General features: G+C 60.2%; 10 protein-coding genes. 9 read left to right on the top strand and 1 reads right to left on the bottom strand.

From position 1 onward, the window contains the following. Positions 1-305 precede the first annotated feature (305 nt). From FDP25_RS02295 to FDP25_RS02255, 9 genes are all read left to right on the top strand, one after another. Positions 306-1181 (top strand): formylglycine-generating enzyme family protein, encoded by an 876-nt coding sequence (locus tag FDP25_RS02295; protein ID WP_172982730.1) that lies wholly within the window; start codon positions 306-308, stop codon positions 1179-1181. Between the two features lie 381 nt (positions 1182-1562). Further along, positions 1563-2447: a formylglycine-generating enzyme family protein gene (locus FDP25_RS02290; RefSeq protein WP_172982729.1), complete on the top strand. Its 885-nt coding sequence runs from the start codon at positions 1563-1565 to the stop codon at positions 2445-2447. 127 nt (positions 2448-2574) lie between these two features. Then, positions 2575-2913 carry a hypothetical protein gene (locus tag FDP25_RS02285; protein ID WP_154148551.1) on the top strand — a complete coding sequence of 113 codons (339 nt, stop codon included), beginning with the start codon at positions 2575-2577 and terminating at the stop codon, positions 2911-2913. 565 nt (positions 2914-3478) lie between these two features. Further along, entirely contained in the window at positions 3479-11545 is an 8067-nt protein-coding gene (locus FDP25_RS02280) for a tandem-95 repeat protein (protein WP_154148550.1), read from the top strand. Positions 11546-11742: 197 nt separating this feature from the next. Continuing rightward, complete coding sequence (locus FDP25_RS02275; RefSeq protein ID WP_154148549.1) at positions 11743-12726, top strand: Ldh family oxidoreductase; 984 nt, start codon at positions 11743-11745, stop codon at positions 12724-12726. Between the two features lie 158 nt (positions 12727-12884). After that, a complete protein-coding gene (locus FDP25_RS02270; RefSeq protein WP_154148548.1) occupies positions 12885-13271 on the top strand; it encodes a c-type cytochrome in 387 nt (128 codons plus the stop codon). Between the two features lie 25 nt (positions 13272-13296). Beyond that, the gene (locus FDP25_RS02265) at positions 13297-13704 is read left to right on the top strand and encodes a c-type cytochrome (protein WP_154148547.1); all 408 of its coding nucleotides are present in this window, start codon (positions 13297-13299) and stop codon (positions 13702-13704) included. Between the two features lie 53 nt (positions 13705-13757). Beyond that, a complete protein-coding gene (locus tag FDP25_RS02260; protein ID WP_154148546.1) occupies positions 13758-14156 on the top strand; it encodes a DUF4864 domain-containing protein in 399 nt (132 codons plus the stop codon). A gap of 181 nt (positions 14157-14337) precedes the next feature. Then, a complete protein-coding gene (locus FDP25_RS02255) occupies positions 14338-16629 on the top strand; it encodes a glycosyl hydrolase family 28-related protein (protein WP_154148545.1) in 2292 nt (763 codons plus the stop codon). Here FDP25_RS02255 and FDP25_RS02250 read toward each other — a convergent pair. Next, positions 16626-17339 (bottom strand): hypothetical protein, encoded by a 714-nt coding sequence (locus FDP25_RS02250; RefSeq protein WP_154148544.1) that lies wholly within the window; start codon positions 17337-17339, stop codon positions 16626-16628. The genes FDP25_RS02255 and FDP25_RS02250 overlap by 4 nt on opposite strands. Positions 17340-17389 lie beyond the last annotated feature (50 nt).

The raw sequence follows: 17389 nt of genomic DNA, 5'->3' as shown, positions 1-17389 counted from the left end.
GGGGTATCAGGCTGCTAGGTTGAAGGGAGTATGCAGATATTTGCAAGAATCGATTTCCGGTGTTGCCTGTTGACTCAATGAGCGTAATGAAGTTCCAATCGCCAATAAGTTGTTTGCGTGGGGGCTGTTTGGTGTGGTTGGTTAGGGCATTGCTTTCCTCACTTCCTTTTTCCATGAGGTGGAACACGGCACGGGCAAAGTGGGGCCTTGGTGTCTGCTTTGCCGGTCTAGTCCTCTGCGCCGCGCCCGGACATGCCGATAGCGATGAGTCATACCAACTGAGCACCGGGGAGGTCGTCGCGCCGTTGGAGCGCTTTCGCGAATGCGACGTTTGCCCGGAGATGATCGTGATCCCGCCGGGGGCGTTCATGATGGGGGCGATACCGGGCGAGTCGCGCAATCCGTACGATTTTTATGGTGAGGGCGCGACAGGCCGGAAACGTGGTCCCGACGAAATCAACATCATGCCCTCTGAACATCCGCGTCATAGGGTGGAGATTGATATTCCCTATGCTATGGCTCGTAATGAGATCACCCACCGAGAGTGGATGCACTGTGTGGATGACGGTGCCTGCACGCACAAACCTGATCATCGGGTTTTGACGCCAGAAGGCTATCGTGATCTTGGCCCGGATCATCCTGTGGTGAACATATCTTTTCTTGATATTCAGGACTATGTTGATTGGTTGAATGGGCGGGTCGGCGCGGATGTATACCGATTGCCGACCGAAGCTGAATGGGAGTATGCGGCGCGGGCGGGCACGACAACACGCTTTGCGCAAGGCTCCGATCTGACATCCGATCAGGCGAATTTTTCGGGGCGCGCAACGGAAAAGCTGCGGGGCATGCCACTTCCAGATTTGGTAAGCCGTTATGGCCCTGTTCCAGTTGGGGCGCTTGATGCGGCCAATTCCTGGGGCCTGCGGCACATGTCCGGGAATGTCGCCGAGTTCACTCTTTCCTGTGACCACCACGTCCATTTGGGGCTGCCCACGTCGAGCGCCTACCTGGAGCACACGCGAGCGCGCAGGCCTTGTGAAAGAATCGTCGCGAAGGGAGGGGACTACGGGTCCACCATGGATAGCTTGCGACCCGCGCGTCGATATCGCCCCACAATAGATCGCAGACGCGACTTCTGGGGGTTTCGTATTTTACGAGTATTCGAAAAGGAGAATAGGTAATGGTAGAGGATTTTACGGACCGGGGCGATATGTCGAGGCACCAAAACAGCGGTGGTGCTTTCGGTGCCTGATCAGCTATTTTTCGTAACTCCCTAGACCCAAGGAATTCAAACATGGCCGTGGTTTATACAAACCTTCCTAGGTGTTGACTTCATGAGGCTGATGAAGTTCCAATCGCCAATAAGTTGATTGCTTGGGGGCTGTTTGGTGCGATTGGTTAGGGCATTGCTTTCCTGTCTTCCTTTTTCCATGAGGTGGAATACGGCACGGGCAAAGTGGGGCCTTGGTGTCTGCTTTGCCGGTCTAGCCCTCTGCGCCGCGCCCGGACATGCCGATAGCGATGAGTCATACCAACTGAGCACCGGGGAGGTCGTCGCGCCGTTGGAGCGCTTTCGCGAATGCGACGTTTGCCCGGAGATGATCGTGATCCCGCCGGGGGCGTTCATGATGGGGGCGACGAAAGAGTCCTCGCGGTTCCCCTTTGATATGTTCGGCAAGGACGCGACCTTTCGCCAGCGTGGGCGTGATGAGATACACATAATTCGAAATGAACACCCTCGTCACCTGGTCGAGATGGACATTCCTTATGCGATCGGCCGCAACGAGGTGACACATGCAGAATGGATGGCCTGCGTCGAGGCGGGGGGCTGTTCGCATGTACCCGATCATCGCACCCTCAGTCAGCGCGGCTACGTGTCCTTGGGGCCAGATCACCCTGTCATCAATGTTTCTTTCCTGGATGCGGTGGAGTTTGCAGACTGGGTGAACAGCCAGGTCGGGGATGATGTTTACCGTCTGCCGACTGAAGCGGAATGGGAATACGCGGCGCGGGCGGGCACGACGACACGGTTTGCGCAGGGCGATGATCTGGACAGCACTCAGGCCAATTTCCTTGGGCGCGTAACCGAACAGACCCTTGGTGTTCGCCTGCCGCATCTCAAGAACCGCGATACCGTGGTCGCCGTGGACGAGCTTGACGCTGCGAACGGATGGGGGGTGCGTCACATGTCGGGAAATGTGTGGGAATTCACCCGGTCTTGTTGGTCAGACGAGCATTTGGGACTGCCGACTGATAGCGCCTACCTCGCGCGCACGGCGACATGCCCGGTCAATGCAAGCGCACATCGGCGCGTTGCCAAGGGAGGTGGGTTTCAAAGTGGCATGGATAATCTTCGACCCGCCAGAAGGACACGCCCATCCGAGACGAGTCGGCGTGATTTCACGGGCTTCAGGCTGATTAGAGAATTTAAGACGGTGGGTGAGTGATGAGCTCTCACAATTGCTATGCAACGAACAAAATTTACCGCCTCACAGGAGGAGTGCTTGATTTCATCAGCGCGCTTGAAAGAGGTCAATTTTCGCACCGGCATTTGCCCTCCTGGGGACTTCAGGAATGACTTTGCCGTTCGTCGCCGCGTCCCTGAACGACTTTGTCGGGTCCGAAGAATATGGGGCCCTGATTGGCGCAATCGTTTTGGGGTTAATTATTTACGCGGGGTATTATGGATATGGATTTTGGTTTAAAATCAGGAGGATACACAGCGAATTCTATCCTGAAGACCATTCTTGCGAAAATCGACATTCTGGGATGCTCCGGTTGTTGCCCGGCCCCGATAAGGACGACCCCATCAACAAGGCTTATTCGGATGCGTATTACAGACTGGCGCGCAAATCCGGGATCAGGGTCTTTGCTGCATTATTCGTAGCAGGCCTGATCAGCTATTTTTCGTAACTCCCTAGACCCAAGGAATTCAAACATGGCCGTGGTTTATACAAAGCTTCCCGATTCAAATACGCCCTTCATCGAACAGGCAAGCTTTGAACTTGCAAATTTCTTCACGAGCTTGGTTGAGACCGCCGCGAGTGGTGGTGTTAAGGAGATCGATATTAACGTCCGATCTCTTATCCCGGGACCTATTGGAGCGACTACGACGGTCGCGGTCAGTTTCGTGCAAAACGCAGATGATACATGGGATGTCCTTGCCGCGGATACGGGTGCAAAACTTGCAGTTGGTGTCGTTGCTGGCGTGGCTGCCTCTGCAACAGCAGCCTTTTTATTACCCGCATCTGTCGTGGGTGGGGCTACTGTGGCCGCAATCGCGACCGGCGCCGTTGTCGTCGCGGGGCTGACTTTTGCCTATGAAAAGGTTGCCAGTTACGTAAAAATTGACGACGCAGTTCAAGACCTGTTCGAATTCCTAACGGGTACCTTTGATGACACGTTAAAGCTGCATGATGCATCGGGGACCCCGGTATTTGAGGCTCTGTATAAAGCGGGGCTCAATTCGTCGACGCCAATGGACGAAGTCAATGACCTTTTGGTGGAGGCGCAGAATTCTGGAATTTCGATCACCAATGGTATGAAGGTGAATTGGCTCAACGATGCGCGAAATCTGGAAAAAAGCTATTCGATAGAGGAATTCAACCCCTTTGATGCACAGTCCGAGGCGCTTGCCGGTTCAGGCTTGAGTTCTGCCGCCCCCGGGGCGCCCGAAAGCTGGGGATGGGCCGAGGATTCAAACGGGGCGTCCGTTGCGAATAGTGAAATCGGAACTGTGTTGAGCTCTCCCGGCGGCCTGTTTCTTGCCGAGGATCAGGCCAAGTTCGCGTTCATGGTGTGGGATGGGCTGAATCTTGTCACCAAGGCGTTCGATCTTGACCACGTCGGGCAGTCGAATACCGAGCCTGCCGCACGTGGCGGGGTGCAGCTTTTGCTTGGCGGCAGCAGTGCGGCCTACAGTGGAGGAAACAGCGCCTCGAAACTCTATTTCCTCGGAGGCAGCGGGTTTGAGCACGTAGACGGATCCTCGGGAAATGACGCGCTTTGGGGCGGTGCAGGAAACGACGACCTTTTCGGCCACCAAGGGCAAGATACGCTTGGGGGCGGCACAGGGAACGATGAACTGCGGGGCGGTGGCGAGAATGACTCCCTGCTCGGGGGGTATGACAACGACACGCTTTTCGGTGACGGCGGGAACGATACCCTGAATGGTGAAGAGGGAGCCGACACCCTTTACGGTGGCAGCGGCGACGATGAACTCCGTGGCGGATATGGCCCTGAAAGTGACCGTCTGGAAGGTGGTTCGGGGGCGGATACCTATTATGCCCAGGATGGCGACACTGTTTCGGATAGCGATGGACAAGGCGAAGTTTTCTTCAACGGTGCCAAGCTGAACGGGGCGACGCGTCCGGCGCCGGAAGACGATGGTTCGAGACATTGCCGGGACGAGGGGGATCAGCCCAACAACAGGGGGGATGAAGACGACAAGTACATTGGTGACCATGGCGAGGAATACGAGCGCAGTGGCGGTGGCTTGACCGTCACCATGGGTGGCCAATCAATCACCATTCAGGGGTGGTCGCAGGGTGATCTGGGGATCACGCTTGAGGACGAAGACAAGGACCCCACGGAATGGTCGCCGCCGGATTGCTTTGCGTCGCCGCTGGTGTTCGATCTGGATGGTGACGGGATCGAGATCATCCGGATGAACGACAGTGCGGCCTATTTCGACATCGACGCGGATGGGGATGCCGAACGCACCGCATGGGTGAATGCCGACGACGGAATTCTGGCGATCGACCTTAATGGCAATGGCGTGATCGACGGGGCGCAGGAGCTGTTTGGCTATGGCGACACATTCTCGGGCGCGAATGGAAATTCCACCTTGCTTCCGGGTTTCGAAGATGGCGGTCGGCTTGTCGGTGCTGGCGGGCTGGACGAGCGGTTCAGCAGCGGGTTCGATGCGCTGGCGGCCTATGACCTGAACCTCGACGGGGTCATCAACGCGACCGACACGTATTATGGATCGCTGCGGATGTGGCGCGATCTGGATGGCGATGGACGCTCGGACGAGGGGGAACTGTTTGCGCTGGACGAGGTGGGCGTTTCGGAAATCTCGCTTGATGCCGTGGCGGGGGATCGCCAGATCGAGGACAGCCTGATTACCGATACCGGCACTTACGTGACGGGCGCGGGCGGAACGCAGGAAGTGTCGGATGTATGGTTCCGCTTCAACCAGTTCGACACGATTTATGACAAGAGCGCGTTGACCGAGGGGGTCGCGGCGCTGCCCGATATCGTGGGAACGGGCGGTTTGCCCGATCTGCATGTGGCGATGGCCGAGGATGGCACGCTGCGCCAGATGGTCGAAGGCGTGCTTGCGATGGACGGCAGCGATCTGCCGGGGTTCCGCGAGGCGGTGGAAGCGGTGCTGATGCGCTGGGCCAGGATCGAGGGCGTTGGAGCGTTCGGACGGGGGGCCAGCGCCGATGGTCAACGGATCGCGCTGATCGAGGTTGTTTCGGATACCGATTTCAAACAGTGGAGCGGCCCGAACCCGCGCAGTACCGCGGGGCAGATCCTGGACCTGCAATATGAGATGATCCTGCGCGACACCATGGTGAAATTCGCGGCGGCCGGTGGGGTGGGGGCCGATATGATCCCGCAGATCGCCTTCAACAACGCGGCCTTCATCGACCTTGATGCAGGTACGGTGTCGGGCGATATGCTGGATCAGATATTCGATACAGCCCCGGTAGAGTGGGCCGAGAAGTTCGCCCATATCCAGGCCGGTGTCATGATGCTTGATCGCGTCTACCTGTCGTTCACGGATGTGAAGGCCGCAGGGGACGAGGGCGCGGCCTATCAGGCGGATGTGGAGGCGCGTTTGGCCGCCGCGGGCTTTGATGGGGTGGATTATTTCACGCTTGTCGATGCCAATATGGGCAGTGCGGGCGATGACGCGATGATCTCGCCGTCGCTTTTCGGGTTACAGTTTTTCATCCCGACGGAAGTGGCGCTGACCGGCGCCGGTGACGACGAGTTGAAATGGGGCAACAAGAACGAGATCCTGCTTTGGGGGGAAGGTCAGGGCAACGACGAGGTGGATGCCGATATTTTCTTTGCCGGTGCGACGGGCGATGTCGAAAATATCGTGCAGATGCAGGGCCTGACCCGTGATGATGTGACCATCGGGCGCAACGATGGGCCGATTGGCAACGATGTGGTGATCACCATCAATGCCACCGGCGAAACGCTGACCTTCCGCAACCTTCTGATGGCCGATAACTCTGGCACCATCGCGCTACGGTTCGCCGATGGCGAGCAGGTGAATTTCGGCGATCTGGAAGCGCTCTTCGCAAGTCTGGTCGAAACCGGGACAGATGGCGATGACACGCTTTTCCAACGTACGGGCACGGTGCTGGATGGAGGCGCGGGCGATGATGTTTTGATGGGGGGCGAAGAAGCGACGACTTATGTTTTCGGGCGGGGCTATGGCAACGACGAGATCGTGGATGATCGCACCTTCGGCCCAGCCAATACGCTGCAATTCGGCCCCGGGATCGAACCGGGCGACCTGATCTTCGAGCGCCCGGCGTTCGGTGACCAGTCCAGCCTGCTGATCACCATCGCGGACACGGGGGAGCAGGTGAAAATCCTCAACCAGTTCGCCAATGCGCATTTCATTATCGACAGGTTCCGTTTCGAAAGCGGGCTTGACCTGACGTCTGACGACATCCTGTCATACTTGATGGAGGATACACCCGACGATGACCGGCTGACAGGCAGCGGGCGCGAGGAGGCTTTCGGCTTTTTCAGTCCGGGCAACGATACCTTTGTCGGGTTGGGAGGTTATGATCTTTACGTTTTCAACGCAGAGAGCGGTCAGGATGTCGTGGAAGACCATGGTTACGGTCGTTTCAATCCGGATCGGCCAGTCAGTTTCTATCGCGATTTATTCGTGGATGAGGACCGGGGCGATCTGGTCGAGATCGGGTTTGCCTTCGATGAGCTGACGGTATCGCGGGCGGCGACGAAACTGACCTTCCTGCATGAGCCGTCTGGGGCGCAATTCATCGTGGACAATACCCGCGGCCATGTAGAGCGTTACACCTTCGCGGGCGATGATTACGTCTATACCTTGCCCGAAGTGATGGACTTGATCGACGGCAATATCGAACCCGAGGTCGGCTCGGACGATGACGACCTGCTGACGGGCGATGATAACGGAAATGACATTTCCGGCGGTCTTGGGGATGATACGATCAACGGGAGAGGCGGGCCCGACACACTCTCGGGTGATGCAGGAAATGATCTGATTGATGGCGGTGATCGTGGGAACACTCCGAGCGGATACCGCGACGACAACACCCTGAACGGCGGAGAGGGGGAGGATTCCCTGTTTGGCGGGTGGGAGAATGACCTGCTTGACGGTGGGGCGGATGACGACCGGCTGGAAGGCGACTTTGGCCAGGATACCTATATCGGCGGTGCGGGGGATGACCTGATCATCTCCACGAGTGGGGGCGGCACTGTCGAGTGGAGCCTTGGCGACGGTAGCGATCTGGTCCTGGGCACGAATGAGGGCCTGACCACGCAGTTCGGAGCAGGTATCGCATCGGGGGATTTGACCTATTCCATCGAGCGGGTCGATATCGACGGGCTGAGCGATTATTACGAGTTCGATGACCCCTCGGCCTGGGGGCTGCGCGTGGCGATGCCGGATGGGTCAGTGATCCGGTTGGTCGGGTCGGCGTGGGGCGACAATTTCTCGGGGATGGATTCGCTGTATTTCACGGAGACGGGTGAAACCGTCACTGTCGATTCCATTCTTGCCGATCTTTATGCGCCGAGCGAGGACGACCAGATTTTCGTTGGAACAAGGAGTAATTTCTCGGGTGCGAGTGGCGATGACTTGTTCGCACCGGGCGGGGGGTATGATCAGATATTCTTTGACTCCACCAGCGGAACGGACGTGGTTTCCATTGGCCTTGGGGACGGGGACAACGTGATCACCGGGCAGGTGGACCGGCTGGCCTTCGAATCCGAGGTGCTGCCGGGCGAAGTGACTATCGAACGGCTTGGCCCGCTGTTCGAGGACTTTCACATCACCCTTGTCGATGGCACCACGGTGACCGTGAACGACGCGATCCAGGCGCGTCAGGACTATGATGGCGTGACCATTCTCCAGACCGAGTGGCTGGGCGAATTGCGGTTCGGTGATGGCACCGTGACAACTTTGGCCGACCTGCTGAGTGATGATATGGCGGTCAGTGCGGGTGACGACATCACGACGGGCGATATTTTTGCCAATGATCTGGTTCAGAGCGCGGGCAATGACACATTGCGCGGATCGGGCGGCGGTGATGAGTATCACTTTGGCATCGGTGCCGGGCAGGATGTGATTATCGAAACCGCGCAGGGCTATGCATATTACCCCGATAATAACGAATTCACGTTCTATGACCTCAGTGAATTGCGCGAGATTGATACGCTCCGTTTCGGAGCGGGCCTTACGGTGGATGACCTGACGCTGACCCGAACGGGCGCATCTTTGGATGACCTGCGCATTGAAATAGCAGGGCAGGCGGACAGCATGTTGATTTCAAACCAGTTCCGCGCGGAGGGGAATTGGGGCACGGAGCGCCGCACGGGTGAGGTTGTGACCCTTGAGCGGTGGCATGAAATGGACGAGATGCAGAGCTTTTTCTCGGGCGGGCCGTTGCCGCCCCCGGGAGAGGAGGCCCCCCGTTCATGGGGGGACGATCCGCTGTTTTCTGCCGGTGTGGAACGGTTTGTTTTCGCGGACGGCACCGAGATGACACGCGCCGAGTTCGAGGCGCTGGTGGGCGCGTCGGACAATTCCGGGGACAATGTGATCAGCACCGGCACAAGCGGTGGCGTGCTTGATGGCGGTGCAGGCAATGATGCGTTGCGTGGCGGCACCGGCGACGATGCCTATCGCTTCGATGAAGGCTATGACAGCGATTTCGTGGTCGATGCCGGTGGGACCGACAGCCTTGATTTCGGCGCGGGCCTGAACCGCGGGCAGTTGACGCTGACGCGTACCGGGGACGACCTTGACGACCTGCTGATCGAAGTGGGCGGGCAGGTTCGCACGGCGCTGTATGTCGAGGGGCAGTTTGCCGGTGACGGGCGCGAGGTCGAGGTGTTCAATTTCGCCGATGGAACTACCCTGACGGCCGAAGACATCCGCCACTCTCTGATGACGCGCCAGATTTCGAATGGCGGAGACGATATCATCGGCTTCGAGACCTCTGACCTTATCGACGCGCGCAAGGGGGATGACGTGATCGAGGTGCGCGGTGGCAACGATATCGTGGATGGCGGTGAAGGCTTTGACACGGTTGTCCTGCGCGGGCCGCGGGCGGAGTATGTCGTCGAGGTGGAAGACGGTCGGATCGTGGTGACGGACCTTGGCGGACGTGACGGCGTGAACCGTCTGTATAATGTCGAGCGCCTTGTCTTTGCCGACGATCCGCTGGACGAAGGCGCCGCGACCACGCTGGCGCTGGTTGAAAATGTGGCCCCTGATGCGGGTGCTGCGGCGTTCACGCTTGGCGAGGACGGGCGTTTGTCCATTACCGCGGCTGCTCTCATAGCTGCGGCAAGTGACCCGGATGGGGCGAGTGTGTCGCTGGTTTCCGTCGGTGCGGTTTCGGGGGGCGATCTGGAGCCGCAGGCCGATGGAAGCTGGCGCTACACCCCTGAGGCCGATTTCAACGGTGAGGTGACATTCGAGTACGTCGTCGAAGATGCAGGCGGCCTTCAGGCCACGGGCACGGCGACAATCGAAGTGACCCCGGTGAATGATGCCCCGGTCGCCGACCAACCGATTGGCAGCGTCGATCTGGACGAGGACACGGCGCTGGGCTTTGATATTCCGGCTGATGCCTTTGCCGATCTGGATGGCGACGCTTTGAGCCTGAGCCTGACGATGGTGGACGGTGCCGCGCTGCCCGACTGGATGGGTTTCGATGGTGCGGTGCTATCGGGGACACCGCCACAGGATTGGTCCGGCTTTGTCGATCTGAAGCTGACAGCGAGCGACGGGGCGGAGAGCGCCGAGCAATACTTTGCCGTGCATGTGCTGCCGGTGAACGATGCGCCCGAGGCAGTAGGTACGATTGCCCCGCAGGAGGTCACCGAGGGTGATGTCCTGTTGCTGACGCTATCGGCGAACAGCTTGTTTGCCGATGTGGATGGCGATGCGATCACGCTTGAGGTGACGCTGGCGGATGGGAGCCCGCTGCCGGAGTGGCTGAGCTTCGATCCGGTGGGCGGGGTGCTGAGCGGTGTTGCGCCAGATGGCTCTGTCGGGACGCTTGCGTTGTCCGTGACGGGTTCGGACGGGCAATCGGCGACCGTGCTGCCGCTTGAGCTGGATATTCTGGCGAGCAATACCGCGCCTGAGTTGATGCAGTCGTTGCCTGATGTCAGCGGTGAGGAAGACGGCGTGATCAATTTCACGCTGCCCGCAGGATTTGTAGGTGATCCGGATGGCGATACCTTGATCTACAGGGCCACGTTGGCGGGTGGAGCGGCCTTGCCGGGGTGGCTGAGCTTCGATCCGGGGACGCTTGCCTTTACAGGTCAGCCCCCTGCGGATTGGGCCGGGGTGCTGGAATTGAGCGTCGACGCCACGGATGGGGAGTATAGCGTTGCTGACACCTTTACGCTCACGATCAACCCTGTGAACGATGCGCCGGTGGCGGCGGACGATGGCGGCTTTGGCACGAGTGGCAGCGATCCGCTGGACATTGATGGCGCGACCTTGTTGGCCAATGACAGCGACGTGGATGGTGACGCGCTTGAAATTACCTCCGTGTCTGACGCCGTGGGCGGGACGGTGTCGCTGGATGCCAGCGGGATCGTGACATTCGTGGCCGATGCGGGGTTCGAAGGCGAGGCCAGCTTTGCCTACGTTGCAAGCGATGGTGCGCTTGAGGCCGAGGCGCGCGTGAGGATCGATGTCACGGCTGACGAAACCCCCTATGACGGTTGGTGGGTCGGAACCGAGGGCAAGGACTGCATGTTCGGTGGCTGGTGGAGCGAAAACCGGATCTTCGGCGCCGGCGGCCATGACCGGATTTTCGGAGGTTTCAAGGCTGACAGTCTTCATGGTGGTGATGGCGATGACCGGATTTACGGCCTGTCCGGGGATGATGACCTTGCCGGACAAGTGGGCGCTGACCGTCTCTTTGGGGGGCGCGGCGAAGACACGGTTTCGGGTGGTGCTGGGGACGATTCCCTTTGGGGCGGGGACGGCAGCGATACTTTCGTGTTCCGAGACGGCGATGGCAAAGACCGGATTCAGGATTTCGAAGACGGCGGTTGGCATGGCGGCGGCTGGGGCTTTGGCCGTTGGTATGGCGGCTGGGGACATCGCCCGGGGGATGTGATCGCGTTGGATGTCGATGGCGTGGAGGGCTTCGATGACCTGATGGACATGGCGCGGCCCGAGCGTGGCGGCGTGGTGTTCGATTTCGGCGATGACGACAGCCTGGCGCTGGCCGGTACGCGGCTACATGAGCTGGACGCGGATGATTTCGTCTTCGTGTAAGCCTACAAAGCCGGGGGGCGGTGTGAACGTTGGCCCCCGGTGTTCGGCGTGTGAACCCTCTTCTGGCCGGGTGTTCGGGAATGAGCCCGGGCCCGGGGATTTCGTTAGGCTGAACTGGTCTTAAGAAGGTTTGAATTGACCTGAGGTGCGCGGCTGGCGCAATTTGCGTTGGATCACGAAAGAGGGAAGACAACGCCATGGTATCGGTCACGCTGGACGAGATTGAAAAGACCACCTGCGCGGCGTTGATGCGCCATGGCGCGTCGAAATGGGTGGCCGACTGCGTGGCCGATGCGGTGCGCAAGGCGGAAAGCGTCGGAAACAAGATCTGCGGGCTTTACTATCTGGAAAGCTATTGCACGCAACTGACCACTGGCCGGGTGAAAGGCGACGTGGAGCCCGAAGTCAGCCGCCCGCGCCCCGGTGTAGTGGAGGTGGACGCCAAGTTCGGTTTTGCGCAGCCTGCCTTTGCCCGTGGGTTGCCCGAGGCAGTTAAGGCCGCGCGGGACAATGGCGTGGCGAGCCTTGCCGTGGGTCATGCGCATACCTGCACCTCTTTGGGGTATTTCACCGAACAGATCGCGCGCGAGGGTCTGATCGGCTTTGGCCTGACCAATGCCTCGCCCATCGTGGCGCCACCGGGCGGCAAGACGCGGGTGATCGGCACCAACCCGATTGCCTTTTCGGTGCCCGATGGCAAAGGCGGGATTGCCATGCAATTTGACCAATCCACCACTACGGTCGCCTTGGGCAAGATCACCATGGCGAAGGCCGCCGGTGAAACAATCCCCGAGGGCTGGGCGGTGGATGCCGAAGGGCGGCCAACCACCGACCCCGAGGCAGCGCTGGGCGGTTCGCTTGTGTCCATGGGCGGCTACAAGGGCTGGGGCTTTGGCCTGATGGCGGAACTTCTGGCCGCGGGCATGACCGGCGGCGTGGTGAGCCGGGATGTGACACCCTTGAAGGCCCCCGAGGGCCCGCCCCATGACTTGGGTCAGTATTACCTGTTGATGGACCCCGAGGGGTCCGGGGCATTTTTCGACAGGTTGGCGGCTGTCGAGGCCGGTGTGGCGCAGGACGAGGGCGCGCGGATGCCCGGGCAGGGGAAAACCCCGATGAATCCCGTGGACTTGGATGAGGGGGTCTGGACGCAGGTGCGCGGATTGGCGGGGCTGACCTGAACCGGAGCCTGTGGTCTGCGCTTGTTTTCTTGTCGCTTTGCCGTTCTCATGGTGGCATTGATCGCGGCATGGCCTGATCTGTGCTGATCTGGATCAATGCGGGCTTGCTTGGCTTGGCGTTCAATCAGGGCACAGTGCAAAGTCATGAAAGAGCGGGTATGCGGCATTTGAGCGTGGCGGCGGTTTTGGCAGTGTCGGCCTGCGGTGGTGTGACTGAAACCACACCGGGACAGGAGACCTACATGAGCTATTGTGTCACCTGCCATGGCGGGAGCGGGCAGGGCAATGGCCCTCTGGCGGAAGATTTGCCGGTGGCCCCAGCGGACCTCACGCGGCTGGCGGCGCGCAATGATGGCGTTTTCCCCTATTCCGGTGTTATGGCGCGGGTCTATGGGTATCCGGGGCAATTTCACGTGATGCCCGAGTTCGGCCCGATCCTTGAAGGGCCGACGGTGATGTGGCGTGATGAACGTGGTGACGTGGTGGAAACGCCCCGGGCCCTGTTGGATATTGCGCGGTACCTGGAAACATTGCAGCGTGACTAGCGCAGCAAGGCAAGGAGGTCTGAAGATGAAGGCAGTGGTTTTTTGTGGTGCGTTGGCGTTTCTGGGGATCAGCGGTGCCGCGATGGCCGAGACCCCGGGACAGGCCGACTATGAGCGTTATTGCGCCAGTTGCCATGGTCTTGAAGGCACCGGCCATGGGCCGATGCGCGCGGTCTTGACGCTTGCTCCGGCGGACCTGAGTGCGCTGAGCGAGGTCAACGGCGGTGTGTTCCCGCTGGAGCGGGTGGTCAAGCGGATCGACGGGCGCGACCCCTTGGTCGCACACGGCAGCCCGATGCCGGTCTATGGAACGTTCTTTGATTATGGCAAGGGTGTCACGCTTGAGATGCCCAGCGGCGAAAAGATCATGACGACGCAACCGGTGGCCGATCTGGTGGCCTATATCAAGGGGTTGCAAGGCGCGGCGGAGTAAGGCCGATTTGATTGGCGGCTGTGGCGCACTACCTCACTTTTGGGAGGTGTGCCATGAAACGTTTGTTTGTGCTGATCTGTTTGGCCATCGGACTTGCCGGTCCGACCCTGGCCGACCCGGGCGCGGTCCGGACGGTTATACGCGATCAGATTCACGCCTTTAAAAGCGATGATTTCGAACGGGCCTTCACCTACGCCAGCCCGACGATACGCGGTATTTTCCAGACGCCTGAGCGGTTTGGCCAGATGGTGCGGCAGGGATACCCCATGGTCTGGCGCCCCGTAACCCTGCGGTTTTTGCCGATCGAAGAGCACGCGGAAGGGCTTGTTCAGCCGGTGATGATCCGCGATGCCCAAGGGGCCTTGCATATCCTTGACTACGACATGGTCGAAGGTGAGACCGGTTGGAAAATCGACGGCGTGCAGCTTCGCGCGCCTGCGGGGGCTGTTTGATTCACCCTTGGTTTTTTCTTGGCAAAAATACCCAAATCCCGGTGGTCTGCATACGCACCGTCACGGTGGGGTCGGGCCCCGTTAACCCTTTGTAGATACCCCTTTGCCCGGGCGGAGGCCCAAAGGCAGAGGCTGCTCCGGGCCGCATGGGGCTTCGGGCGCGCAACAAAGGGATTTAGCGATGAACAAGGCAATCACCGACGGGGTGAGTTTCATGCCGCCCCGCTTTGCGGCGGGGCTGGACGTGTGGTCGAGCGGGGATGGTACGCCGGGGTCGGATACCTATGAGAACGCGGCAAATGCGGCTTTCGTACCCGCCGATCAGGATTTTGGCGGGGCGTTGGAGCTGATCAAGAACGAAAGCGTGCAGCGGCTACGCCATATGGGGCAGACGCCGATCCTGCCCGGGTGTTACTTGCAGGTCCGCGCGCGCGTGAAGGCCGTCAGCGGCGCCTTGCCCGATGTGCGCATCGCGGCTTGGGCCGGGGGGGCAGGTGACGTGCACGTCACGGGCCTGACCGAGGTTGGCCCGGCAGTGAGCCTGACACAATATGGCGATGTCGTGGAGGTGCGCGCGATCATCGGCAGCGGTGCGCGGGGCGGCGTTGATATGATTTGGGGGGCTCAACCGATTTATGCCCATGTGGGCCTTGATCTGACGGGGCCGAATGGCGGAACCGTGCGGATCGACGATATCGAGGTCGAAGATGTCACGCGCTTTTTCCTGCGGGATATGCTGAGCATTGTCGATGTGCGCGATTTCGGCGCCGTGGGGGATGGCAGCACGGATGATTCCGCCGCCTTCGAGGCTGCCGATGCGGCGGCCAATGGGCGCGAGGTGCTGGTGCCGGCGGGCACCTATCATCTGGCCGACAGCGTGACGTTCCAGTCCCGTGTTCGGTTCGAGGGCATGGTGACGATGCCCGAGGACAAGATGCTGTCGCTCACGCGGAACTATGACCTTCCGGCCTATATCGATGCTTTTGGCGATGGCGAGCTGGCCTTCAAGAAGGCGTTTCAGGCGCTGCTTAACAATGCCGGGCATGAATCGCTTGATCTGGGCGGGCGGTTGATCGAGGTGAGCGCGCCGATCGACATGCAGGCGGCCGTCAACAACCGGGATTTCTATTCCCAGCGGCGGGTCATTCGAAACGGGCAGCTTTCCATGTTGCCGGGGCCTGCGTGGGACACGGAGGTTGTCACCTCGCAGGCGACCTATAGTGTGAATGACGCCAAGACCCTGACGGGGGTGGTCAACGTCGCCAATGTGCCGGTCGGAGCCTTGATCGAAGGTGCGGGCGTGGGGCGCGAGGTTTACGTGCGCTCCAAGAATGTCGCGGCGCAGGAGATCACCCTGAGCGCGCCGTTGTACGATGCCGATGGCACGCAGGTTTTCACCTTTCGCCGGTTCAAGTACATCCTTGATTTCAGCGGCTTCGAGGACTTGGGCAAGTTTGCCCTGTCGGATGTGGAGTTGCAGTGCCGCGGCGAGTGCAGCGGCGTCTTGTTGCCGCCGCGGGCGGGGGCCATCGCCTTTCGCGATTGTTTCTTCACCCGGCCCAAGGATCGCGCCATCACCAGCCATGGCGAGGGCGATCAGGGCATGTTGGTGGATCGGTGCCAGTTCCTGTCGGACGAGGGGCCCTTGGCGGCGGTGGACCGGACCTCGGTCGCGATCAATGCCAATGCCAATGACGTCAAGCTGCGCAACAACCGTGCGACGTTTTTCCGGCATTTCGCGGTGCTGGGGGGCTCATCCACGATCGTGATGGGCAACCATTGGTTCCAGGGCGACAGTTTGCAGGATTCGCCGCGCACGGCGGGCCTTGTCCTGACACGGACCAACAACCGCGGCACCATCACCGGCAATTACATCGACAACAGTTTCATCGAATGGGCCAACGAGCATGACAAGGCGCCGGAGTATTCCAGCGAGTTTTCCTTCAGTTCGCTGAGCATCACCGGCAATGTCTTCATGAGCACCCATGTCGCGCCGTGGTTCAACTATATCGTGGTCAAGCCGCATGGGCCGGGGCATTACCTGAACGGCCTGACGGTGACGGGCAACAATTTCCGTGTGGTCGGCTCGGAGATTACCCGTGTCGAGGCGGTGGATACCTCTTTCGCCGATCTGGATTACAACAAGTTTTCCGACATCACCTTTGATGGCAATACCTTCAACCAGGTGCAGACCCCGGTGGCCAGCCCGGTAACCATTCGACACGATGAACCCACGCCGCAGGAAAGCTGGATCGTGGATGTGGACGACAAGCTGCCGTTCAATGCCTGGGCGCAAACGGTGGAATCGATCACCCATTCCGGGCCGATCCGCGATGGCGCGGGCAACGAGCATTACGGGGTGCCATACGTCTTTGCCAAGTATGGCCCGGATCGTGACCAGTTGCGCCTGCGTTGGGGCACGCCCGTGGAGGGGGCGGTGATCATGCGGGTACGGATCGACGACCCGTTCTAGAACTCTTGCCACAGGCCGAAGCGGGCGGCGAGATCGTTGCCCTCCATCAAACCGGCTGTCACGCCAACTTCGAGATGCGTGGTATTCGAGAGTTGCCTGACATAGGCCGGGGCCAGCTTGGCCCATGTCTGGCCGGTGTCGGTGGCGCCGGTTTGCAGTTGCATGATGAACATATGGCCCTTGCGGGTCTTGAGGCCGACGGTTGCGTCGGCCTCGTACTGTGTGGCCAGGGCATCATCCGTCTCGGCGCGGGTGTCGAGGGTGATCCAGCCATTGTGCCCCAGAATGCCAAGGCCACGCCCCAGTGAGACCCCGGTTTGCAGCACGGGGCGCATCTTGGGGCGGGGGCCGGGCAGGGGCGGCAGGGGGCCGCCGCCGGTAATCACCAGCTTGAAGGGCGGTGTGCGCCAGCGTTCAGCGTAACCCAGCCCCAGCTGAACCGCCATGCGCAGGGGGCGGTCGGTGCCACCCACGGGCCATCGGGCAAAGGCGATGGTCTTTTTCGCGGTGTCGGGTGTTGCGCCGAGATCGAGGCCCAGGGTCAGGCGCTTTGACAGGCCGTATTCCGCGTACAGGCTGGCATAGTCGTCGGGGCCACCTGTTTCGTAGGTGGCGGACAGAAAGGTTTCCCCTTGGGCACGCGGCCATGGCCCTGCGGAGGCGCAGGGGGCCATCAGGCACAGGGCCAATAAGGCAAGGGCGCGCAGCATGAGACACCTCCTGCGCTTACCATTGCTTAATCAGGGTAAATCTGACGTTA

The sequence above is a fragment of the Roseovarius bejariae genome (assembly GCF_009669325.1).
Taxonomy (GTDB): domain Bacteria; phylum Pseudomonadota; class Alphaproteobacteria; order Rhodobacterales; family Rhodobacteraceae; genus Roseovarius; species Roseovarius bejariae.
Note: the sequence above shows the minus strand (reverse complement) of the source record. Positions and strands in the feature narration are given on the sequence as shown.

Excerpts from the sequence above, each read along its gene's own strand:
- FDP25_RS02260 (WP_154148546.1), top strand. The coding sequence starts at position 13,758 with ATGAAACGTTTGTTTGTGCTGATCTGTTTGGCCATCGGACTTGCCGGT.
- FDP25_RS02255 (WP_154148545.1), top strand. The coding sequence starts at position 14,338 with ATGAACAAGGCAATCACCGACGGGGTGAGTTTCATGCCGCCCCGCTTT.
- FDP25_RS02265 (WP_154148547.1), top strand. The coding sequence starts at position 13,297 with ATGAAGGCAGTGGTTTTTTGTGGTGCGTTGGCGTTTCTGGGGATCAGC.
- FDP25_RS02250 (WP_154148544.1), bottom strand. The coding sequence starts at position 17,339 with ATGCTGCGCGCCCTTGCCTTATTGGCCCTGTGCCTGATGGCCCCCTGC.
- FDP25_RS02280 (WP_154148550.1), top strand. The coding sequence starts at position 3,479 with ATGGACGAAGTCAATGACCTTTTGGTGGAGGCGCAGAATTCTGGAATT.
- FDP25_RS02275 (WP_154148549.1), top strand. The coding sequence starts at position 11,743 with ATGGTATCGGTCACGCTGGACGAGATTGAAAAGACCACCTGCGCGGCG.
- FDP25_RS02270 (WP_154148548.1), top strand. The coding sequence starts at position 12,885 with ATGCGGCATTTGAGCGTGGCGGCGGTTTTGGCAGTGTCGGCCTGCGGT.
- FDP25_RS02285 (WP_154148551.1), top strand. The coding sequence starts at position 2,575 with ATGACTTTGCCGTTCGTCGCCGCGTCCCTGAACGACTTTGTCGGGTCC.